Raw genomic sequence first — 25,761 nt, forward strand, 5'->3', positions numbered from 1 at the left:
AGCAGGTCGTCCAAATTCCTTGCAATAGCTATTCTCTAGTAATCCATTGATAAAGCTAAAATCTACTGCTGAATCTATTCTTTTTAGTATATGATTTTCTGGTATTTTATTATATAATGATGAGTGAAAAGATATTTGCTTTGGCTTATGTTGAAGCATGAAAAAACCCCCTTTTGGTTTTGTTTGGTCGTACTTACATTATACCATAAACGGGGGTTTTTTTGTCTAAAATCAAGTATTTTCAATGACCTTAAAAATATTTTGCACTTAATATATAAACATATGTGTAAGTTAAACTGGATGTTTACAGGGGACTTTTTCACTGGTCCCAAAACGTCCCCTTGGCTGCATTGGCTGTTATACCTTTTTATACCAAGCTATTTTTTTGCAAATTGTAGTCCCTGATACATAAAGCTATTTTAGATTATGATATGCTTTGTCAATAGAAAGAATTAAGAATTTTTCATCATATCATTAGCTTTTGCTTTGTGAAAAGTGCAATATAGTTCTTATTATTGCTTCTATTTATTAGAAAGAAATGTTCTTCTATAAGGTGAATAATAAGGGTTTCTTTTTAATTGCAGTTAATTCTTTCTATGCCACTAATAATATTAAAAGGGGGATGAGATGATGATCAAGCTTATAGGAATATTGATTATCGTAATAGGTTTTATGTTAAAACTGGATACCATAGCAGTTGTTGTGGTTGCAGGAATTACAACTGGTCTCGTAGCTGGAATGTCTTTTAATGAAATAATGACAATACTGGGAGGAGCATTTGTAACAAATCGCTATATGTCAATTTTTATTATCTCTTTACCAGTGATAGGATTACTTGAAAGGTATGGACTTCGAGAGAGGGCAGCTTATCTAATTGGAAAAATAAAATCTGCCACGATGGGAAGATTAACCTCTTTATACTTAGTAATAAGAACCATAGCAGCTATGTTTGGTTTAAGAATAGGAGGACATGTTCAATTTATTAGACCACTTATTCTTCCAATGGCTGAGGGTTCGGCAATCAATAGATACGGTAAGATGGATGAAAAAGATATTCAAACAATAAAGGGGCTTGAGGGCGCAGTTGAAAATTACGGTAACTTTTTTGGACAGAATTTCTTTGTAGCAGCTGGAGGAGTATTATTAATCGTTGGTGTAATGAATGAGCAAGGCTACAATGTTGAAGCAATTGATGTTGCCAAAGCTTCGCTACCTATTGCATTAATTATTATGATTATTGGGACCTTGCAGTTTTTATATTATGATAAGAAATTCGATAAAAAGTATATTAATAACTTAAAAAGCTCTAAAGAAACAAGCAAAATGGATAATTAAGGGGTGAAGGTTATGCTAAAAAATTCATTAACAGAAATACTATATATTCTTTGTGGGCTAGTGTGTTTTGTTTCGGTTTACAGTACATGGAAAGATAAAAAGCATTCTTCAAAGGTAGCAACTATACTATTTTGGGGGATTTTGGGATTCGTTTTTACTTTTAGCAGAATAGGGACCTTGTGGGGAAATGATAAAATTCTTATAAATGATACAGTAGTGGGTTATCTTGTTTTGATTATGGCCGTTTTATCTGCTTCAAAGCGAGTAAAATATAATACATTCCAAGAGTCTTCCTCAGAATTTAAAGAAAAAATGGCTAAAAAAATTGGGAATAAAATATTTATACCAGCGCTATCCCTAGCAATTGTAGCATTTGTTGTTGCACAGCTATGGACACAGCAGTTAGGATCACTTGTAGCATTAGGGATATCTGCAGCAGTTGCGTTGATACTGGCTTTAATCCTTACTAAAGGAAAAAGTAGTGAAATGGTGGAAGATGGCAGAAGGCTTCTTGAATTAGTAGGACCTGTTAGTATATTACCACAACTATTGGCAGCCCTTGGATCTGTTTTTGCAGTGGCAGGAGTAGGTAATGTAATAGCCGGTGGAATTGGAAAAGTAATTCCTGAAGGAAATATTTTTCTTGGAGTTGTAACATACTGCGTAGGCATGGCATTATTTACAATTATTATGGGAAATGGTTTTGCGGCTTTTGCAGTTATAACTGCTGGAATAGGTGTTCCCTTTGTATTTATGCAGGGGGCTAATCCTGCTGTAGCATCAACCCTTGCACTAACTGCAGGGTTTTGTGGAACACTGTTGACACCAATGGCAGCAAATTTCAATATAGTTCCAACGGCTATTCTTGAAATAAACGATAGAAAGTATGGTCTTATTAAATATCAAGCTCCTGTTGCAATAACTATGTTAATGATTCATATTATTTTAATGTATGTTTGGGCTTTCTAGCAATATATAAATGGTACTAATTACATTATTGGAGGTGCTCTAAATGAGAGTATTAGTTACAGGATTCGAACCATTCGGAGGAGAAAGTATCAACCCATCATTTGAAGCAATTAAGAAATTAGAGGAGAATATTGCAGGTGCACAAATTATTAAGGCTGAATTAGTAACTGTATTTTATAAATCAATTCACCAATTAGAGTCGTTGATTGTTAAAGAAAAACCTGATTTAGTCATTTGTGTAGGACAAGCGGGTGGAAGATATGGTATAAGCATTGAAAGAATTGCAATAAATATAGATGATGCTCGCATTAAAGATAATGAAGGAAATCAACCTATAGACATGCCGATTTTTGAAGATGGAGAAAATGCTTATTTTTCAAATCTTCCTGTAAAGGCCATGGTAAGAGAAATAAGAAATGCTAACATTCCTGCTTCTGTATCAAATACGGCTGGCACTTATGTATGTAACCATATTATGTATGCACTTCTATATTTCATACATAAAAAATATCCGCAAATTCGAGGTGGATTTATTCATATCCCCTTTAGTACAGAGCAAATTATTAATAAACCCAACATGCCTTATATGGACATAGATAAAATTACAAAAGGATTAAAATATTCTATTAAAGCAGCAGTTGAGAATAAAGAAGATATAAAAATTGTTGGTGGAGCTATATGCTAATAGGTGATTGATATGATTCAAAAGCTGTTTGTCTATGGATCTTTAATGGAGAATTTTTATAATTATAACAGATATCTCAAAGGTAAGGTCTTGACAAGAAATCATGTGAGAACAAGGGGGGCTCTTTATCATTTGATTGATAAGGGGTACCCCGCTATGATAGAAGGCAATGATTTTATCTATGGGGAATTAATAGAGGTAGAAGATTGGGGAAATACACTAAGAGATTTAGATACTTTAGAAAATTATTATGGAGAAAGAAATATAAATAATGAGTATAATCGAGTTTTAATAGAGGTAGAAACTATAAAAGGAGAGCATAAAGGATCAGCCTATACTTACAAATACAGTAAGCAGATAAAAGATACATTTAATGCTTTGTATATACCTTATGGTGATTGGAGGAGGTATATGCAAGTATTATAAAAATAGATAATTCCTAATTTGCTTTAGGATTATCTATTTTTTAATACTTGTGAACTTGGGATATGTTTGCTAATATTGTAGAAAAGAATAAAAATAATGGGTTTTTTGACCTGAAATTTCACTGATTGATTATTGAGAATAATCATCATAAAGGACTTATTAATTGATATGGACTTAAGTTGCATAAGGGGTGAATATATGTATAGTAATTTTTTTGACGACAATAGGCAGTCGATTATGAGGGAATTTTTTATAAACGATATAAGTACATTGGGAACTGTAAAAAATTTCAAAAAGAACGAACTAATTGATATTAAATCAGAGAACTACGTAGTTATTGTTTTAAAAGGCGTTATCTCACAAAGTGTTATTAGCGAAAAAGGACATGAAAAATTATTATATGTATTAAGACCAGGTGAGATATTCGGAGAAATGTGCTTCTTTTGTGGAGGAACAGATTCAATTATTGCAAAGGGAAAAACAGATGGACAGATGTCTATTATTATTGGAGATGTCTTAGAGAAAATATTAAAAACCCAACCTGAAGTGTATAAGTACTTTATGCATAGTGTAACTAGAAAATTCAGAATTGTCATGCTTCAGCTGACGAATTCTGTATTTAATGATGCTTTAGGAAAAATTTCTGATGCTCTACTAAGATTATATTCTTGTGCTGATCGTGATAAGACAGGTCGTGCATGCATCAATATGGCACTTACTCATCAAGAGCTGGCCAATAATATTGGCTGTTCTAGAATAACAGTTACCCGCTGTCTGAACAAGCTTTTAGATGAGAAAGTTATAAGCTATGAAGGTAAATATATTGTTATAAACAGACCAGATATTCTAAAACAGTATATTGATACCATTTCATGTGAATAATCAAAAACCTTATGTTTTAAGCATAAGGTTTTTGGTGCTGTAGACAATCCCACCCTCATAAGTTGTGACAGTAATGTTTTTCAAGTACGCTTTATATGTTTCACCTGCTATTTTTGATATTTTTTCTCTAATTTGCTTGCTCCCAAAAAGGATCCGAAAAAGTAATGATATCCTTGTTGGGATTATTTTTTGCACTATTAGAATTTTGAGTTAGTTGATTGACTGAATATTGATTATAATGCACACCTATCCATATTACCATATATAATTTTAACAAAGAGTAACCAAAAAATATAGGGGTTGAGTTAACAACCAACTTTATTGTGTGAATATAATGTAACATATTTCCTAATATAGAACAAGTTGGATAATAAGAGATTTATTATTGAATAATTATGTATATAACTCACCTAGTTACCACAAAATATACTTGACCCAATTATCCATTGATTACCGGGGATTTAAACTAATTATAAATCTGGATAAGGAGTGAGTATAATTAAAGCGATCATAATGGCAGGAGGAAAAGGCACAAGATTAAGACCGCTTACATGTAGTTTGCCAAAACCAATGGTTCCCATTTTAAATAAACCCGTTATGGAATACACGGCTCAATTACTAAAAAAATATAATATTGATGATGTAGCTGTTACTACAGCCTATCTTCCAGAGCTAATAACGGAGTATTTTGAAGAAGGCCAAAGATGGGATATGAATATAAGCTATTATTTGGAGGATGTTCCATTAGGAACTGGAGGAAGCGTGAGAAATGCGGAAGAATATATCAAGGAACCCTTTCTTGTTATCAGCGGAGATGCTTTAACAGACTTAAATATCGATAATGCCATAGATTATCATCGCACTAAAGGTTCAAAAGTAACTCTTGTATTGAAAAAGGAAGCTGTACCTATTGAATATGGGGTAGTTATAACAAATGAAGCAGGTAAAATAGTCAGGTTTTTAGAAAAACCAAGCTGGGGGGAAGTATTTAGTAATACTGTAAATACCGGCATATATATTATCGAGCCTGAGGTGATGGAATACTATAAAAAAGGAGACAGTTTTGATTTTAGTAAGGATTTGTTTCCGAAATTACTGCAGGATGGAGTGCCTATGTATGGGTATGTTACTGAAGATTATTGGTGTGACATAGGGGATCTAAACTCATATAAGCAAACTCAATTTGATATATTAGATGGCAAAGTAAATTTGGAGTTGGATGCAAATGAGATAACAAAAGGGGTTTGGCTAGGTGAAGGATCAAAAATACATGAAAAAACAGTAATAAATCCACCTGTTTATATAGGTAAAAATTCATTAGTTGACACCTGTAGGATTGGACCCCATACCATAATTTCAGATAACTGTGATATTAAAAGAGATGCAGTGGTTAAAAGGAGCATTATATGGAAGGACTCACATATTGGAGAAGAAACTCATTTTACTGGAGCAGTAGCATGTAATCGAGTACATATTAATAAAAGAGTTAATGTCTTTGAAAATGCCGCAATAGGTGAAGAAAGCACATTGCTTGATGGAGTAATGGTAAAGCCAGACATTAAAATATGGCCCCATAAACTGGTAGATGAAAATACAGTTGTTAACAAGAATCTAATTTGGGGATCAAAGGCCAGCAAAACTGTATTTGGCTATAGAGATATCTCGGGTCATATGAATATTGATATCACACCAGAATTCGCAATGGGATTAGGATCTTCATTTTCAGCTATATCTAAGGGTGGAGCAATTGTTGTAAGTGATGATGCCAGCAATGCCGCCTTCCTAATAAAAAGTTCTATAATTACAGGCATTCATGCTTCTGGAGGACAAGTTATTGAAGTACCTGATTCGATTTTAGCAATGAATCGATTTGCGGTTAAATATCATCAGGCTGATGGTGGAGTTCATATTCGGACAGATAATGCTGATAAAAATAAAATCTATATAGAATTTATTGATAATAATGGAGCCAATATATCAAGAAATAAAGAACGGGAAATAGAAAACTTAATGAACCGTGGCGATTTTGAAAGATGTAATGCAGATAAATTAAAGCAAAAGGTATCAATTGAAAACTTTTCGTCAATTTTTATTAAACAAGGTCTTAAACTACTTGAGCATAAAGATGCTTTAAAGAGAAAAAATTTTAAAATTGCTATTTCTTCAAATTCCCTTAAGCATTTAAAATTAGCAAAAGATTATTTGAATGAGTTAGGATGTAGTATAAATTATGAAAAGTATGAGGGAATAAAACCACTTAAAAAGCAATTAAGCTATTTATCAAATCAAATTAAGCTTGGTAAAGCAGAGTTTGGAGTATTAATTAGTGATAATGGAGAGGATATGATAATAGTCGACGAAAAGGGTCGATCGATCGAAAAGGAAGATTATCTATTATTAACTTCATTAATTGCTATGAAATCAAAAACAGAAAAGATTGTATTACCATATATTGTACCGAATATTTTTGAAAAAATGGCTAAATCCTATAATGTGGAGGTAATACGTACTAAATCTAATCCCTCCAGTATTATGCATGAAATGCTAAAAAATTGGAATACCAATACAGAATTTCCTTTGCAGTATACCTTAAACTACAATGCAATATGGGGTATAGGCCTTATATTAGATTTGTTAGTATCAAGCAACTCAAGAATTTGCAATTTAGTAGATGAGTTTCCTGAGTATTATTACCTGAAAGAAGAAATTCCCTGTGACTGGAAGGATAAGGGTAGGGTTATAAAGGATCTAATTGAGGAAAACAAAGATCAAAGTATAGAACTATTTGAAGGAGTTAAAATCAATGATGACAGAGGATGGACTTTGATTTTGCCTGATCATGAGAAACCATTATTTAAAATCTATACCGAAGGGTTTTCTCAAGAGTATGCCCAAGAATTATCAGTGTCTTTCAGTAAAAAGGTCATGGATCTACTAACTTTAACTTAACTGTCAGCTTAAATGGGAAGACTTTGTTAAAATCAGAGGCAATAATGTCTTTGATTTTTTTATACTACGACTCATCCTTCAGAAAGGTGTTGATTAGACATGTTATCTAGACTTAATTTTGACGAAAAAAAAGACAAAATAATAAGCATGAAGGATATTTTACTTAATAATGAGGAGCTTGAAAAGCATGCTCAGGAAATAGCAAAGCTGCATACAGTGGTCAAGGGAAAAAAATCCACCAAGCTATTGAAGCGAGTAGATTACAGCTTTAAAAGTATAGTAGACGTATATTTAGAATTAAATAAGAAAAATAAAACAAAAAACGAACTAACGCCGGCTTCTGACTGGCTATTAGACAATTTTTATAAAATTGAAGAACAAGTTAAGGAAGTTAAACAAATATTAGTCAATGATAGAAATTCAAAATTTAATATTCTCGATAAGGGATTCTTCAAAGGATATCCTAGAGTCTATGTTATTGCTATGGAATTAGTTTCCCATACTGATGGAAGAATTGATGAAGAGGTTATTAAGCACTTTGTTAATGCTTATCAGTCAGTAAGAGTACTTTCTATAGAAGAAATATGGTCTATATCATTGATGCTTCAGATATCCTTGATTGAAAATATACGTATTATATGCGAAAAGATATATAATACAGAAATGGACTGGTTAAAAGCAGAGGAGGCAGCCACTCAAAGCCCAGAGGCCCTTATAAATACTATAAAAGAAAACGTTGGTGATATTGATAGAATTAATTCCTCCTATATTGAGCATTTATTAAGAAAGCTTAGACATGAAGGAATAGATTCTGGGGATATAACAAATTTTATTGAAAAGAAATTAAGTGACTATAATATGACAGTATCACGATTAATAGAGGATGAGCATAAATCTCAGGCTGCAAGAAAAATCTCAATTGGGAATTCTATAACTAGCATTAATGCTATTGCAGCTATTGATTGGAATGAGTTATCAGAAAATCTTAGTATAGTTGAAAAGATATTAAGATCTGATCCATCTAAGGTCTACCCTTTGATGGACTTTGAGTCTAGAGACTATTACAGAAGCAATGTGATAGAGATAGCCAGCCAATATAAGCTATCTGAAATACAAGTTGCAAAAGAAGCTATTCACCTAGCTGAAAAGAACAATAAAATCGAAGGAAATGATAAAACAGCACATGTTGGCTATTATATTATTGATGGAGGAAAGCAGGCATTAATTGAAGCGCTAGGAGTAAATAGGGCTAATGATCAATTACATTCTAAAACCTTTGCCTCCTATATATCACCTATTTTAGTAATTACAGCTATAATTACTTCAATAATGGTGTATTATGTAGCATCAACTGGTACCGTAGATTTTATGATGTATTTATTAACAATTATGATTGTTTTAATTCCAGCCAGTGATATAGGTGTTGTGCTGACAAATTGGATATACACTAAGCTATCAGATCCATATTTTATACCACGATTCGAATATAAGGAAGAGATACCAGTCGAAGCAACAACATTAGTTGTTATACCTACATTGCTTCCTAACCCAAAAAGAGCTAGAGAGCTTTTAGAAATGCTGGAGGTGTATTACTTAGCTAATAGAGAAGAGAACCTTTATTTTGCCTTAGTGGGAGATTTTAAGGACGATACCCATGAAGAATTAGCAGAAGACAATGAGATTACCAATACAGCCTTAAATGGAGTTAAAAAACTAAACCAGAAATATAGTAAAGAAAAGGATCTTTTCTACTTTTTTCACAGAAGAAGACAGTACTGCCAATCTCAGAATAGGTGGATGGGATGGGAAAGAAAAAGAGGTGCTTTAATTGAGATGAATCAGCTCATTAAGGGCTCAGAATCCACCAGCTTTACTACTGTGTCTGGGAATATAAAAGACCTAGCTGATGTTAAATATGTTATAACCCTAGATGCAGATACCATCTTGCCTCTTGATACTGCAAAAAAACTAATAGGAATGATGATGCACCCACTTAATAAAGCAATTATTGATGAAAAAAGAGGGATTGTTAAAGAAGGATATGGATTAATTCAACCTAAAATAAGCAATAACATAGAAAGTGTTAGCAAATCAATTTTTACTAGGATTTACGGTGGGGAAGGTGGCTTAGATTCTTACGTAACCTTATACTCCGATGTTTATCAGGATCTTTTCCATGAGGGCATTTTTACTGGTAAAGGGATATTCGATATAGAAATATTTAATAAACTGCTTAAGGAGGCAATTCCTGATCATACTGTATTAAGTCATGACTTACTAGAGGGTAGTTATTTAAGGACAGGTCTGGCAACAGATTTGGAGCTAATAGATGGCTTTCCATCAAAATACAGTTCATATATGAAAAGGCTCCATAGATGGGTAAGGGGTGACTGGCAGCTAATTCGATGGTTGCCAAAAACGATAAAGGATAGAAATGGAGAAACTGTTGAAAACCCCCTTACGGCTTTATCCAAATGGAAAATTATTGATAACCTAAGAAGAAGCTTAGTGGCAATAAGTATTTTGGTGCTTATTATTGGTGCTGCTTCATTTTTGCCAGGTAGTTTCATGGTTTGGTTGCTATTGGCATTAGTTACTATCCTAATGCCCTTCTTCACAGGCCTAATCGATTACATAAGAGATGAAGCATACAACAGTACAAAGAAAATCAATTGTAAAAAAGTGAACAATGGAATTACTTCGAGAATCTATCATTCTATATTAACCTTTATATTTTTACCCTATGAGGCTGCCATGATGTTGGATGCAATTTTTAGAACTATTTATAGGGTAGTAATATCAAAGAAGAATCTTTTAGAATGGGTAACCGTTGCAGATGTAGAGATAAACCTAAAGGGCGATATTGATAGCTTTATTAATCAGATGAAGGCAGCCATATATATTTCTATTGCTGTTTTGGTAAAAGTACTGATTATTAGACCTACAAATCTTATCTATATCCTTCCCATTGGCATCTTGTGGACAGCTTCTCCTGTCATTGCATATTATACAAGTAAAGAAATAAAAGATGATCAGGTAAAGCTGCCGCCAGAGGAAGAAAAGGAGCTAAGAAGAATAGCAAGAAAAACCTGGGCTTATTTTGAAGATTTTGTAAACGAAGAAAATTTTTATCTTCCCCCAGATAACTATCAGTTGGACCCTGAAAATGGAGTTGCCCATAGGACTTCCCCCACCAACATTGGCTTTTTCTTAATGTCAGTATTAGCTGCAAGAGATCTAGGTTATTTAACTACCTCCAAGATGGTTGGAGAATTAAAAAACACAGTTAATACAATAAAAGGGATGGAAACATGGAAGGGGCATTTATACAATTGGTATGATACAAGAACCCTTAAGCTATTGAGACCTAGCTATGTATCAACCGTAGACAGTGGTAATTTTATAACCTATCTAATAACAGTAAAAGCAGGGCTGGAGGAATACTTAAATAATTCTCTTATTAACACTACTCTATTACAGGGAATTTTAGACACATTGCATTTAACTGAAGAACACGAAGAGATTGCTACGGTCATTGAGGAAGCATTAAATAGCAGAATGACTTTAAGTCAGTGGCATCTTACAATGGAAAAAATATCCTTCTACCATAAGGATAATAATAAATGGGAGCAAAAAATAAATAGTCAAATAGTATCCTTAAAAAAAGAAATAGAATATTTCTTACCATCAAGGGAACATCTAGACACCTTAGAAATATTTATTGATCACGATAAGCTGCAAAAATTATTGGATGTTAATATCTCGATTACTGACTTAGACCAGCTATATGGTGGTATTCTAAATGAAATAAGAGACACTGATTATAAGGATAAAGAAACGGAGCACCAGTTAGATGGATTGAAATTGCAAGTTGAAGATTTAAAGCAACATACAATAGCATTTATTAATGATATTCACCAGCTTATGGATGAAATTCAGACTATAATTGATTCAACAGAATTTGCACCGCTTTATAATCCCCAAAGAAATTTATTCTCTATAGGCTACAATGTTGAAGAAGAAAGGCTTACAAATTCCTACTACGATTTACTGGCATCTGAAGTAAGAACAACCAGCTATATTGCCATTGCCAGAAAGGAAATACCTAAAAAGCATTGGTTTAAAATGGGAAGAAGGCTAACCTTAGTTAATGGATGTAGAGGATTAGTATCTTGGACAGGAACCATGTTTGAATATTTTATGCCCTATCTTGTAATGAAGAATTATAAAAATACAGTATGGGATGAAACCTACGAAACAGTAATAAGGGCTCAAAAGAAATTTGGTCAGCTAAAAAAGGTACCATGGGGAGTGTCTGAATCGGGCTATTATGCATTTGATATGCAATTCAATTATCAATATCAGGCATTTGGAGTACCAGATTTAGGACTAAAGCGAGGATTAATAGATTACACAGTTGTTTCTCCATACTCTACCCTGTTGGCCTTACCAATAAAGCCAAAGGAAGTATTATCTAATATGAGAAGCTTAATAGATGAAGGTCTTGAAGGTGAATATGGTCTATATGAGGCGATAGATTATTCGCCTGTTGTTTTAAAGGGTAATAGTAAGCAAATCATCAAAAGCTTTATGGCTCATCACCAAGGGATGATATTTGTCTCCTTAGACAACTATTTTAATAATAAAGTTATGCAGAAAAGATTTCATTCTCAGCCTATTATAAAAACAGCAGAGCTATTACTTCAAGAGAAGAAATCACCTCATGCAATATTAACAAATGAATATACTAAGTACATTGAACCAGTAGAAGAAAAGGAATATAAGCATAAAAAGGCTGTGCGTGTCCTTGGTGAGCCTGAGGGTTTTCCGCCTAAAAGCCACCTGCTTTCCAACGGTCAATATTCTGTTATGATTACCGCTTCAGGTAGTGGTTATAGTAGACTGAATGATATGCAGATTACTAGATGGCGAGAGGATGCAATTGAAGATAGGTATGGTAGCTTTATATTTATTCGAAATGTAAAGGATGATTCCATCTGGTCTGCCACCTATGAACCCATTTATGAAAAGCCTGATGGATATAAAGTAATATTGTCAGAGGATAGAGCCGAGTTCTTCTGTAGGAACGATGTTATTGAAACCCATACTGAAATTGCTGTTTCACCAGAGGATCAAGCTGAAATTAGAAAAGTAACCTTAACAAATCATGGAAATGAGGAAATATTACTGGAGCTAACCAGCTATCAGGAGGCAGTACTAAATTTACAAGCTGCAGATTTGGCTCATCCAGCCTTTAGTAACCTTTTTGTTACTACAGAAGTGCTTACTCAGTATAATGCACTGTTGGCAACTAGAAAGAAAAGAGAATTAAAGGATAAAGAGAGGTGGATGTTCCATACCATTACAGAAAACAGTGGAGGTGTTGGAGTGTTTCAGTATGAAACCACTCGCGGAAGCTTTATTGGAAGAAGTAGAACTATTTCCAATCCAGCAGCCCTTACTCAGCCTCTAACAAATACTGTTGGTATAGCTATTGATCCTATATTGAGTTTAAGAAAAACGGTAAAAATAGAAGGAGGAAGGTCAGTCGAGGTATCATTTATAACTGGGGTTGGTGATAGTAGAGATGAAATGCTAGAGCTGGTGAGAAAATACAAAGATTTCTCTTCAATTAGTAGAGGCTTTCAATTGGCTTATACAAGAAGTCAGGTAGAAGCATCCTTCTTAAATTTATTACCAAGAGAAATTGTAACCTATCAGGACATGATATCAGAGCTTATATATCTAAGTCCTTTAAAAAGGAAATTTAATAAAACATTAGAAAACAACAATAAGGGACAATCTGGTCTGTGGGCCTATGGTATATCCGGCGACCTTCCAGTACTACTGGTGACCATTGGGAATGCATCAGAAATAGATTTAGTTAAAGAAGCACTAAAAGCCCATGAATACTATAGAACTAAGGGATTAACAGTAGACCTAGTTATTTTGAATGAGGATGAAAGTAATTATCTACAATCACTTCAGGGAATAATTTTAGATTTAGTAATGGCAAGTCACGGAAGGCATATTATGGATCAACGGGGTGGTATTTTTGTTAGAAATGCTAGTATGATGCCACAGGAGGACATTTATCTGCTATATACTGTTGCAAGAATTATTCTAAAGGGAGGACAAGGCTCTATTGGTAAGCAATTGAGTATAATTGATGATGAAGAAAGGGACTTACCTAGAGAAAAGAAATTTCCAGAAAAATATACTCACTACGAAAGTAAGGATGAGCCGTTAGAGCTGGATTATTTCAATGGATACGGTGGATTTAGCAGGGATGGAAGTGAGTATGTTATAAAGTTAAAGGAAAGCATTAATACACCAGCACCATGGATTAATGTTGTTGCCAATGAAAAGTTTGGTTTTCTAGTTTCAGAGTCAAGTGCAGGAGCTATATGGAGTGAAAATAGTCGTGAAAATAAATTGACACCATGGTCAAATGACCCTATTTCGGATCCCCCATCGGAGGTTGTTTATATAAGAGATGATGATACTGGCTCCTACTGGTCAATAACACCACTTCCAATTAGGGAGAAGGAAAATTATATAATCCATCATGGAGCTGGCTACACGACCTTTGACCATAATAGTCAAGGCATCAATCAAAATCTGACTATGTTCGTACCTAAAAATGAGGCTGTTAAGCTTAATATAGTTACACTAAAAAACACCTCCAATAAGACAAGAAAACTAACGTTAACCTATTATGTTAGACCTGTTTTAGGAATTGCAGAGGAGTTGACACAAAGGTTTATAAAGACTTGGAAAACAGAAAACGGTGCATTAGCCCTCAATAATCCATACAATTCGGATTTTGGTGGAAATATAGCATTTGTAGGAACAACTGAGGAGGTTACATCCTTTACCTGCGATAGGAGGGAGTTTATCGGTTTAAATGGAAGCCTAGCCCACCCCGTTGGACTTAAGAGGGAAGGTTTAGCTAATCGAATTGGTGCTGGGTTAGATCCCTGTATAGCACTTCAAGTTACTTTTAAAATGGAGGCAAATGAAGAAAAGGAATTAGGCTTTTTCATAGGGCAAGAAAAGAATGAAGCAGAAGTCCAGCAAATTATTACCAAATATATGAACATCAATAGCATAAGGGCTGAATTGAAGAATGTTCAAGATTTTTGGAGAAGCTCATTGGATATAGTCAAGGTTAAAACTCCAGATTTATCAATGGACTTAATGCTAAATCAGTGGCTACTATATCAAACGGTATCATGTAGGCTATGGGCTAGATCAGCCTTCTATCAATCGGGAGGAGCATATGGGTATAGAGATCAGCTTCAGGATGTAATGAGTATGACCCACTTATTTCCACAGCTGGTAAAGAAACAAATATTGCTTCATAGCGAGCATCAATTCTTAGAAGGAGATGTACAGCATTGGTGGCATCCTGGTGCAGGTGAAAAGGGAATACGCACAAGGTTTTCCGATGACCTATTATGGCTGCCCTTTGTAACAGCTGAGTATATAGAGAAGACGAAGGATTATAAGCTACTTCAAGAAGAGGTATACTTTTTGGAGGAAGCTCCATTGCAGGAGGGGGAGGATGAACGTTATGGTATTCCACAAAAATCTACTGAAAAAGCAAGCGTCTATGAACACTGCATAAGGGCAATTGAAAGATCCCTTAAATTTGGAGAAAATGGTATACCCTTGATGGGCTCTGGTGACTGGAACGACGGTATGAACACAGTAGGCAATGAAGGTAAGGGTGAAAGTGTATGGCTGGGATGGTTTATATACTCCATTCTTAATAAGTTTGCACCATTGATGGAAAAGATGAAGGACTCTAAGCGAGCAGAGGACTACTTAAAGGTGGCTGATAAAATTGCAAAAGCTATCGAGGAGAATGCTTGGGATGGAGAATGGTATGTTAGAGCATTTTATGATGATGGATCACCCCTTGGATCTTCGAAAAATACTGAGTGCATTATAGACTCTTTAGCTCAATCCTGGTCAATCATTTCTGGAGGAGGAAATGAAGAAAGAAAAATTGAAGCTATGAAATCAGTTGAGAACTATCTTATTAAGAAGGAAGAAGGCATGATACTGCTATTTACTCCACCCTTTGATAAAAGCGACCAAAACCCTGGTTATATAAAAGGATACGTTCCGGGAGTAAGAGAGAATGGAGGCCAATATAGCCATGCAGCAGCTTGGGTTATTAATGCCTATGCAGCTATGGGAAATGGAGACAAGGCTTGGGAGCTTTTTAATATGATTAATCCAATAAATCATGCCAGAACACCATTGGAATGTGCTACCTATAAAGTAGAGCCCTACGTCATGGCCGCAGATGTCTATGCTGTATCACCCCATGTTGGTAGGGGCGGCTGGACATGGTATACAGGTGTGGCTGGATGGATGTACAGAATTGGTATTGAGTATATTTTAGGAATAAAGAAAAAAGGGAATATATTGTCAATCGAACCATGTATCCCAAAGGAATGGAACAGTTACACTATTCGATATCAATTTATGGATACCAGCTACATAATTACTGTAAACAATCCTAAAGGTGTCAACGGCGGAGTTAAAGAGGTAAAAATAGATGGGAAAAGCCATAATGTAATGGAAATACAAATGGAAAATGATGGGTTGTTGCATGAGGTAGAGATAGTTATGGGTTCATAAGGGTGGTTCTGAAATAAATTCAAAAAAACTAGCTGAATATATAATAGACTAATGTAGAAAATATTAAGGATGTAACTATATTATATAAGGAGGAATACGATGGATAAAGATAAAAGGCTAAGTGATTTAAAGGAAGAAATGATTAGAAGTAGAGCGGATGAGGAATTAGCTGAGGAATTATTAGACTTAAAAAGACAGTTAAATCAATTAGGTCAATCTGTTAGACATTTTCAAAACCAAAACCAACAAAACCAAAATCAAGGAGTGCAAGGTCAATCTCAACAGCAAAACAATCAATCTGCAAGTCAACTATTTCAACAAATGCAACAATTTAGAAATCAAGCACAGCAACAGCAACAGCAAGCTGTACAGCAGCTTCAACAATCTATACAACAAACCATGCAGGTTCTAAATCAAGCTAACGAGTATGTTCAAGCTAATCAGGTACTCACTCAAATGAACCAATTGATAGATCAAGCACAACAGCAATTAATGCAAATGAATCAGCAACAAGGACAACAACAAATGAGCAATCAACAAGGGCAACAACAAATGGGTAATCAACAAAACCAAATGTATGGACAACAGGGTCATGGTCAGCAGATGGGAAACCAACAAAACAACAATCAGATGAGCGGACAGCAGTGGAATCAGTAAATAATCAAATTAATAATAGTAGAAAACTAAGCTGTTGGCAGTGTAAAGGAAGATATATTAATAAGCATTTTTTCTAGATATAATGAGGAAAAGATTTAAGATCTTTTCCTTTTTTGTGTTGCTAAGGGCAATATCTTTATTCAATTTTTTGCTTATGTATAACAGCATACCGCATAAACTCAGTGTACTTTGATTTTTAGACCAAAAGGAGCAGTTACTAGATTATTTTAATAAATTAGTGAAGTCATTTACTGATATGTTGATTTTTTCTAGTTACCCCGTTAAGCTATGAATTACGGTGGCTTGTTGGTTTGAAATATCAGTATAAATTAACATATTATCAGCAACAGTAGTGATTGAATTAACAGATAATTGGCATAAAATTAGCTATAATATTCATTATTCTGATAAAATCATCGCCTGATGGATTAATTGACCTTTCGAAAAAAGTGGAAAACTAATAAACTAATTATAGAGTATTTCAAAACAGTAGTTAAACAAAATAATAAAAGTGTTGAAAATTCAAAATTATGTATGAAAAGCACAACATTAACTATAAAATAAACAAGCAATACTGAAATTTCAACGAGTAAAAAACACTAAAAAATAAATATTTAAAATATTCAAAAAAAAGAAGGAATTATAAAATAAAAAGTGAATATAATTTTATACATTGGTAGTACCATCCGACAATCAGATGACCATATAATCAGAGGGGAGGGAAGGGCAAACTCATAAGACAAAGATTTTTTTTCGCCGAGGGAAAACGTTTCCAGGAAAAAACTAAAGGGGGTCTTGTTTTATGTTTTTAGCATTATTAGCATCTTTGCCAATTGTTTTAACTGTAGTGTTAATGGTGGCCTTTAACTGGCCAGCAAAAAAAGTTATGCCTATCGCATGGACTCTTGCCATTATTTTGGCAGGCTTAGTATGGGGAATGTCTCCACAATGGCTGGCTGGTGCAACGATTTCAGGAGGACTAAATGCATTTAATATACTAATTATAGTATTTGGTGCAATTTTATTGATGAATACTTTAAAAAATAGTGGAGCAATTAAATCAATAAACAAAACCTTCCATGGTATCAGTCCAGACAGAAGAGTTCAGGCAATAATTGTAGCTTTCTTATTTGGTGCTTTTATAGAAGGAGCTGCAGGCTTTGGTACTCCAGCTGCATTGGCTGGTCCATTGCTGGTAGGGTTAGGATTTCCTCCGTTGGCAGCAGCTATGCTGGCTTTAGTAGGAAATAGCACACCTGTTAGCTTCGGTGCTGTAGGAACACCGATTCTAGGAGGAGTATCTTCTATATTAGGAAATCCAGAAATTTTAGGTAATATTGAAGCTGCTGGGTATACAGGCCCTGAATTCCTAAATCAAGTAGGAATATGGGCAGCCCTTCCGCATGCTGTTATGGGCATATTTATGCCTTTAATCATTGTTATGATGATGACAAAGCTATTTGGTGAAAAAAAATCCTTTAAGGATGCCTTTGAAGTAGCACCTTTTGCTATCTTTGCTGGTTTAGCCTTTATAATACCATACTTGTTGATCGCAGTTTTTATTGGACCAGAGCTACCATCTTTGGGTGGTGGATTAATAGCCATTGCAGTAGTGGTTACCGCCGCTAAAAATGGATTTTTACAACCGAAAACAACATGGAATTTTGCTAATAAATCTAAGTGGGACAGCTCATGGACTGGGATTGAAGAATCAGCAGCAACTTCGGAAGAATCGGCAGAAACAATAAGTCCGTTAATGGCTTGGCTTCCTTATATATTAGTATCATTAATCTTAGTAGTAACAAGAACTACTGGTTTAAAAGCTATACTAACTAGCTCAACCTTTACTATTGCATGGAGGGGGATATTAGGAACCGGGCTAAACTACTCATTACAATATCTATATCTGCCAGGTACGGTAGCATTTATACTGGTATCTATTTTAACAGGCTTTATGCATAAAATGAGTGGTGAAAAAATTAAACAAACCTGGATAAGTTCGCTTAAAACGGTTATTCCTGCTGCTATAGCTTTAGTTTTTGCCCTTGCAATGACTCACGTAATGTTGAACTCAGCCAACAACTCATCTGGAGAAGCAGCCATGACAGTGGTAATGGCAAGAGCTCTTGCTAATATATTTCAGGGTGTATGGCCGATGATTGCACCATTAGTCGGGATTTTAGGAGCTTTTATGTCGGGTAGTAATACCACATCAAATGTACTGTTCTCTGGTTTGCAATATGGAGTAGCAGAGCAAATTGGAATGTCAAGGACTATAATTCTTGGTCTCCAGGTAGTCGGTGGTGCAGCTGGAAATATGATTTGTGTACACAATGTAGTGGCAGCATGTACCACTGTTGGTGTATTAGGCAAAGAGGGACGTGTAATCAGAACTAATGTTATCCCTGCCTTTACCTATGCAATAGTTGTTGGTATTTTTGCGTATTTGGCAATGTATATATTTGCTCCTGGCTTATTCTAGTTAGTTACCATACTTATCATAAAAAAGGCTAGTAGAGCATATAAGCCAAAATAAGTAAAAATAGATTAATCACTAATAGGCCGGAGTAGCGAGTTGATATTGATATAAAAAGTGATTATTGAAATTAGGCTACTGCGCAGGATAATCAAGAGAATAAGAATGTGGATGTAATTATCCTGCCAGTATCTAATCCATCTATTAAATAATTCCCTTCAATGCTTCATATTGAAAATTAAAATAGGAGGTAATGAAATTGAACATTATTATTCCAATTAAGCAAGTACCAGAAACTAGCAATGTTAAAATGGATAAGGAAACAGGAACGATGATTCGTGATGGAGTTGAAAGTGTTATAAATCCACTAGATCTATATGCAATTGAAATAGGAATTCAACTTAAAGAAAAACACGGTGGTAAAGTAACGGTGATTTCTATGGGGCCGCCATCGGCACAGAAGGCAATAAAAGAAGCTATAGCGATGGGTTGTGATGACGGGATACTGATATCTGACAAAAAGTTTGCTGGGTCCGACACTTGGGCTACTTCCTACACGCTTTCTCAAGCTGTTAAAAAAATAAATGACTACGATTTGATACTGGCTGGTGAAAGAGCAACAGATGGAGATACAGGACAGGTGGGACCAGGAATTGCTGCATGGCTGGATATTCCATTGGCCACCTATGTTAGTAAAGTGGGCGAGATTGACAAAAGTAGTATTACAGTGGAGCGATTGGTTGAGGAGGGCTATCAAATATTGAAAATGCCTTTACCATCGTTATTAACGGTAGTAAAGGAAGTTAGTGATCCTAGACTACCAACATTGAGAGGAAAGAAAAAGGCAAGAGCAACAGAAATACCAGTGTTCTCCTTAGAAAATATGGATTTAAAAATAGAATCTTTAGGTTTGAAGGGTTCTCCAACTAAGGTTGTAAAAATTGATTTTCCAAAGGTAACTCGTGGAGGCAAGCTTGTTAAGGCAGTTGGGGATGATGGAGTTAAGGATGCAGTGAATGAACTGATTAAATTTATGGAAGAAAAAGAATTAATATAGGAGGGATCATGGATGAGTTATGTTTGGACGATTGCAGAGCAAAGCAAAGGTAAAATTAAGTCGGTTTCCTTTGAGCTGCTAAGCCGTGGAAGAAAGCTAGCAGATAAGATGGATACAAAGCTATCCTCAATACTATTGGGGAGTAACGTTACTGACGATTCTTTACAAGAATTAATCTATAGAGGTGCTGATAACGTTTTTTTTGTTGATGATCCCAGACTTGAAAATTTTATAGTAGAAACCCATAGTAATGTTCTTTCTGACTTGATTAGAGAATATAAACCACATAGTATATTGGCTGCAGCCACATCCAGTGGTAGATCCTTAATGCCATATGTGGCGATTCAGGTAAATACAGGATTAACTGCCGACTGCACTGAACTAGATATTGAAGATGGAACAAATCACTTATTACAAACAAGACCAGCTATAGGTGGAAACATCATGGCCACTATTAAAACCCCAGATCACAGTCCACAAATGGCTACTGTAAGGCCAAAATCAAGTAGACCCTTACCTATAGATACTACTAGGATTGGTAAAATAATTAGATTAACCTTAAAGGATGAGCTGGTGGATAATCGTGTACAAATGATCGGCTTCAGGAAGGATGATGAGGAGTTTGTAAATATTGAAGAGGCTGAAGTAGTTGTTGCTGGAGGTAAAGGCATGAAGAAACAAGAGAACTTTGCAATTCTCAGGGAGCTTGCCAATAGATTTGATGGAGTTGTTGGTGCCAGCAGAGATGCTGTTGATCGTGGATGGATGTCTTATCCTCATCAAATAGGCTTAAGTGGTAAAACGATTTCTCCTAAGCTATATATTTGTGCTGGCATTTCTGGATCTATACAACATTTAGCCGGAATTAAAACCTCTGAACACATTATTGCAATAAATACAGATCCTGATTCCAGCATTTTCCAACTTGCTGATTTTGGTATTGTTGGAAACTTGTTTGAGGTTATTCCAGCGTTAAACAAGAGATTGGAAGATTATAAGAGGGAGGGAAAATAGATGAGATACAATCCGGTAACTAAGAAAATTGTAGATGAGTTAATTCAAATATTAGGGCCGAAAAATGTTTTTACTGACGTAGAGAAGATGGAAGCTTATTCCCATGATGAGACGTCAGTTGAAGAATATGGACATATGCCGGAAGTTGTAATTACACCCTCAACTGCTGAAGAAATAGCAAGAGTTGTTAGATTAGCCAATAGGGAGCTAATCCCCATTACACCCCGTGGGGCTGGCAGTGGTTTGTCGGGTGGAGCAATTCCCGTTTTTGGAGGCATATTACTGTCGGTAGAGAGGATGAATAAAGTAATAGAAATTGATTATCCAAATATGATGATGGTGCTTGAGACTGGAATAGTAACCAACGAGGTGAATGCACTTATTAAAGAACAAGGACTATTTTATGCAGGATATCCAATGAGTCTTGAAACCTGTTATTTAGGAGGAAATATTGCAGAAAATGCTGGTGGAGGCAAAGCTGTTAAATATGGAGTAACCGGAAGATATGTAATGGGATTAGAGCTGGTAACTCCACAGGGGGAAATTGTTGAATTAGGTGGTAAATTATCCAAGGATGTGACTGGCTATGACTTAAAGCAATTAATTGTTGGCTCCGAAGGAACACTAGGAATTGTCACCAAGGCCACCATTAAGCTGACGGGTCTACCAACAGCAAAATCCAATCTACTGGTATTATATAAAAATCCCAAGGATGCAATAGATTGTGTACCAGTAATAATGGCAAAGGGTTTGATACCTACAGGAATAGAATTTATGGATAAACTATCGGTACAGACCTCCTGTGAATATCTTAATGAAAGCCTCCCCTACCAGCAGGCAGGAGCAATGCTACTAATTGAAATGGACGGTACTAGTCAAGAACAGGTGGAAAGAGACACGGAAGCTATTGGAGATTTATGTATGGAAAATGGAGCTATTGAGGTTTATGTTGCAGACAACTATACTACTCAAGAAAGGATCTGGAGTGTTAGAAGAAATATCGCAGAGGCCTTTAAGGTGGTAAGTCCCATTCAAAGTCTTGAAGACATAGTTGTACCAATAGCAGCCATCCCGGATATTATACCTGAGCTTGATAGAATTTCTGAAAAATACAATATTAAAATTCCTTGCTATGGCCATGCGGGAGATGGAAATCTACACGCAACTCTAGTAAAGAATCCTGATTCAACCTTAGAAGAATGGCATGACCTAGTACCGAAAGCCCTTCGAGAGCTCTACGAAGTTACTAAAAAATTAGGTGGTAAGATTAGTGGCGAGCACGGCATTGGCTTAAAGCGTAAAAAATATATGGAGGAAATTATAAATCCAGCAGAATTAGAGTTAATGAAGGCAATAAAAACAGCATGGGATCCAAACTATATCATGAATCCTGGTAAAATATTTGATCTAGAGTAAATATCATACCCTTATTATAAAATAAAATACTAATGGAGGCGAGACCAGTGTCTGTTATAAAAATACCTTACTTGAAAGGATTTATAGATTTAGAAATACCTGATATGAATTTGAAGGGTATTTTAGAATCGAGGGCACATCATTTTCATGCCAATGATGATGAGGTAACTATTGTCAGGAAGGCGTTGGAAAATCCTATTGAATCATCTAGACTTAGTGAACTGGCTAAGGGTAAGAAAAATATTGTTATTATAACAAGTGACCATACCAGACCTGTTCCCAGTAAAATTACGTTGCCTATTCTACTGGAGGAGATAAGATGTGGAAGCCCTGATGCAGAAATCACTATTTTAATTGCCACTGGCTTCCATCGATCAACGACATATGAAGAGATGACTAAAAAATTCGGAGAAGAAATCGTAAATAATGAAAATCTAATTAACCATGTATGTGGAAATGATAGCTCACTAGTGAAGGTGGGAATACTTCCCTCAGGTGGAGAACTATGGTTAAATAGACTAGCGATAGGGGCAGATCTGTTGGTTTCAGAAGGCTTCATTGAGCCCCATTTCTTTGCTGGCTTTTCTGGAGGAAGAAAAAGTGTTTTACCAGGGGTTGCTGGTAAGACAACAGTTTTAGCCAATCACTGTTCAAAATTTATTCATGATGACAATTCAAGAACCGGAATTTTAGAGGGAAATCCTATCCATAAGGATATGCTTTTTGCTGCTGAAGCTGCAAATCTTGCTTTTATCTTAAATGTTGTAATAGATGCTGATAAAAAAATCATCAATGCATTTGCAGGCCATCCAGTTAAAGCCCATGCTGATGGATGCGACTTTGTTACTGAGCTGGCCAGTGTAAATGCAGTTTATTCAGATATAGTAATAACGTCAAACGGTGGATACCCATTGGATCAAAATATATATCAGTCAGTTAAGGGAATGACCGCAGCAGAAGCAAGTGCTAAAGAGGATGCTGTAATTATCATAGCTGCTGCCTGTAATGATGGTCATGGTGGAGAAGCCTTTTATCAAACCTTCTTAGAGAATAAAACAGCGCATGATATTATGGATAAAATCATGGGAATTCCAATGGAATCTACAATTCCTGATCAATGGGAGTCGCAAATTTTAGCTAGAATTTTAATAAAGCATAAAGTTATACTAGTGACAGATGAATGTGATCCAAAGCTGGTGACGGATATGCATATGCTACATGCCTACACACTAGATGAAGCTTTAAAAATGGCATATGAAATGAAGGGGAAAGATGCAAGCATCACTGTGATTCCAGATGGAGTGGCTGTGATAGTAAAAAAATAACTAGATTAGACATAATCTTCTTCGTTGCTGCAAAAACCCAGCACCCTCACGTATTACGTATACGCTGCCTTCGCTGGGTTTTCTTGCGTCTCGAATCTGAAGAATTTTGAACAGTCTGGATATTGTTCAATCCTATCTTTACACTAGTCATTACTAATTACTCATTACTAATTACTCCTTGATCATTGTTTTTTCTATATATTTAAGGAAGGAAACAATCATTATTTATTGAATTATTTAGCATATAGAAATTTATTGTTGCCACTTTAGCTTTCCAGTAAGGAGGAAGAATATGAATTACAATCCACTTGATTACAGATATCCATCCCAAAGAACTGTAGTTTACGGTACAAAAGGGATGGTTGCTACTTCGCAACCTCTAGCAGCCCAGGCAGGCCTTGATATTCTAAAAAGAGGAGGAAATGCTGTAGATGCTGCTATTGCCACTGCTGCCTGCCTTACTGTTGTAGAGCCCACCTCCAATGGAATAGGAGGAGATGCCTTTGCAATAGTCTGGATGAATAATAAGCTATATGGATTAAATGCCAGTGGAGGTGCACCACAGGGTATTTCCATTGATATCCTAAAAAATAAAGGTATTAATGAAATCCCTAAGTTTGGCTGGACTCCCGTAACAGTACCTGGAGTACCGGCAGCTTGGGGGGCTTTATCAGAGGCTTTCGGAAAGCTTCCATTAAAGGAAGTATTAACGCCTGCAATTACTTACGCATATGAAGGCTATCCCGTTTCTCCAATAACAGGTCAATATTGGTGTAGGGCATTTGAAATATATGAAAAAAATCTAAAGGGAGAAGAATTTACTGAATGGTTTAAGGTATTTGCACCTTTGGGCAGGGCTCCTAAGATTGGTGAGCTATGGCGATCAAATGGACATGGTAAAACCCTAGAAGCTATTGCAGAGACAGGCGGAAGAGATTTTTATTCTGGTGACCTAGCCCAACGAATACATAATTACTCAAAGTCAACAGGAGGATACATAGAAAAATCAGACCTAGAAGCATTTAAGGTTCAATGGGTAGACCCTGTAAAGGTTAATTATAGAGGGTATGACGTTTGGGAGCTACCTCCCAATGGTCAAGGAATTGTAGCTCTAATGGCCTTAAATATATTAAAGGGCTTTGAATTTAAAGATAAAGAATCAGTAGATACTTATCATAAGCAAATAGAGGCCATAAAGCTAGCCTTTGCAGATGGACAAAAGTATATAACAGACCCTAAGAAAATGAAGGTAAGAGTTGATGATTTACTTTCAGATGCCTATGGCGAAGAAAGAAGAAAATTAATTGGGGAAAATGCTGCACTACCTGAAGCTGGAGAACCAGCCAGAGGTGGTACTGTATATTTAGCAACTGCTGATGGTGAAGGAAATATGGTTTCATATATACAAAGTAACTATATGGGCTTTGGTTCTGGAGTGGTTATACCTGAAACGGGAATAAGCTTACAAAATAGAGGTCATAATTTTTCACTTAATCCACTTGATCATAATTGCCTTGAGCCAGGTAAACGAACCTATCATACTATAATCCCAGGCTTCTTAACTAAGGATCAACATGCAGTAGGCCCCTTTGGAGTGATGGGTGGTTTCATGCAGCCCCAAGGACACTTACAAATTATAATGAATACAATAGATTTTAACATGAATCCGCAAACAGCATTAGATGCATCGAGATGGTGCTGGACAAAGGAGAAAAGTGTAGAGATGGAGAATTTGATCAGTGAAGATATTTTTAAAAGTCTTCAGCAGAAGGGACATAACTTAGTAAGATCACAGGATGTTGGTATATTGGGTCGTGGTCAGATTATTTGGAGAAATAGTGATGGTATATTGGCCGGTGGTACAGAGGGACGAACAGATGGAGCAGTTGCAACTTGGTAGATAAATGTGAGGTGG

General features: G+C 35.5%; 14 protein-coding genes and 1 pseudogene. 14 read left to right on the top strand and 1 reads right to left on the bottom strand.

Going from position 1 to position 25,761, the window contains the following annotated elements:
• A pseudogene (locus tag BLP68_RS21475) lies at positions 1-159 on the bottom strand (IS5/IS1182 family transposase); the annotation flags it as partial.
• Between the two features lie 471 nt (positions 160-630).
• Between BLP68_RS21475 and BLP68_RS15965 the strand changes: the two are divergent.
• The 14 genes from BLP68_RS15965 to ggt all read left to right on the top strand — a co-directional run bounded on the left by BLP68_RS15965 (position 631) and on the right by ggt (position 25,746).
• Positions 631-1,335, top strand: coding sequence for a DUF969 domain-containing protein (locus BLP68_RS15965; RefSeq protein ID WP_091545716.1), 705 nt, complete (start codon positions 631-633; stop codon positions 1,333-1,335).
• A 12-nt stretch (positions 1,336-1,347) separates the two neighbouring features.
• Positions 1,348-2,304 (top strand): DUF979 domain-containing protein, encoded by a 957-nt coding sequence (locus BLP68_RS15970; protein ID WP_091545718.1) that lies wholly within the window; start codon positions 1,348-1,350, stop codon positions 2,302-2,304.
• 43 nt (positions 2,305-2,347) lie between these two features.
• Positions 2,348-2,989: a pyroglutamyl-peptidase I gene (gene pcp / locus BLP68_RS15975; RefSeq protein WP_091545719.1), complete on the top strand. Its 642-nt coding sequence runs from the start codon at positions 2,348-2,350 to the stop codon at positions 2,987-2,989.
• A gap of 12 nt (positions 2,990-3,001) precedes the next feature.
• Positions 3,002-3,415, top strand: coding sequence for a gamma-glutamylcyclotransferase family protein (locus BLP68_RS15980; RefSeq protein WP_091545721.1), 414 nt, complete (start codon positions 3,002-3,004; stop codon positions 3,413-3,415).
• A gap of 198 nt (positions 3,416-3,613) precedes the next feature.
• Entirely contained in the window at positions 3,614-4,297 is a 684-nt protein-coding gene (locus tag BLP68_RS15985) for a Crp/Fnr family transcriptional regulator (protein ID WP_176759074.1), read from the top strand.
• Positions 4,298-4,810: 513 nt separating this feature from the next.
• Entirely contained in the window at positions 4,811-7,246 is a 2,436-nt protein-coding gene (locus BLP68_RS15990) for a sugar phosphate nucleotidyltransferase (RefSeq protein ID WP_242877007.1), read from the top strand.
• Positions 7,247-7,345: 99 nt separating this feature from the next.
• Entirely contained in the window at positions 7,346-15,901 is an 8,556-nt protein-coding gene (locus BLP68_RS15995; RefSeq protein WP_143003112.1) for a glycoside hydrolase family 94 protein, read from the top strand.
• Between the two features lie 99 nt (positions 15,902-16,000).
• Complete coding sequence (locus BLP68_RS16000; RefSeq protein ID WP_091545725.1) at positions 16,001-16,558, top strand: hypothetical protein; 558 nt, start codon at positions 16,001-16,003, stop codon at positions 16,556-16,558.
• Positions 16,559-17,360: 802 nt separating this feature from the next.
• Positions 17,361-19,040: an L-lactate permease gene (locus tag BLP68_RS16005; RefSeq protein ID WP_091545726.1), complete on the top strand. Its 1,680-nt coding sequence runs from the start codon at positions 17,361-17,363 to the stop codon at positions 19,038-19,040.
• Between the two features lie 247 nt (positions 19,041-19,287).
• Positions 19,288-20,091: an electron transfer flavoprotein subunit beta/FixA family protein gene (locus tag BLP68_RS16010; protein WP_242877008.1), complete on the top strand. Its 804-nt coding sequence runs from the start codon at positions 19,288-19,290 to the stop codon at positions 20,089-20,091.
• 12 nt (positions 20,092-20,103) lie between these two features.
• Positions 20,104-21,105 carry an electron transfer flavoprotein subunit alpha/FixB family protein gene (locus BLP68_RS16015; protein ID WP_091545729.1) on the top strand — a complete coding sequence of 334 codons (1,002 nt, stop codon included), beginning with the start codon at positions 20,104-20,106 and terminating at the stop codon, positions 21,103-21,105.
• Positions 21,106-22,521, top strand: coding sequence for an FAD-binding oxidoreductase (locus tag BLP68_RS16020; protein WP_091545731.1), 1,416 nt, complete (start codon positions 21,106-21,108; stop codon positions 22,519-22,521).
• Positions 22,522-22,568: 47 nt separating this feature from the next.
• Positions 22,569-23,846, top strand: a complete 1,278-nt coding sequence (gene larA, locus BLP68_RS16025) for a nickel-dependent lactate racemase (protein WP_091545733.1) — start codon at positions 22,569-22,571, stop codon at positions 23,844-23,846.
• Positions 23,847-24,138: 292 nt separating this feature from the next.
• A complete protein-coding gene (gene ggt, locus BLP68_RS16030; RefSeq protein WP_091545734.1) occupies positions 24,139-25,746 on the top strand; it encodes a gamma-glutamyltransferase in 1,608 nt (535 codons plus the stop codon).
• The last annotated feature ends 15 nt before the right edge of the window (positions 25,747-25,761 follow it).

It is taken from the genome of Alkaliphilus peptidifermentans DSM 18978, assembly GCF_900101495.1.
GTDB classification, from domain to species: domain Bacteria; phylum Bacillota; class Clostridia; order Peptostreptococcales; family Natronincolaceae; genus Alkaliphilus_C; species Alkaliphilus_C peptidifermentans.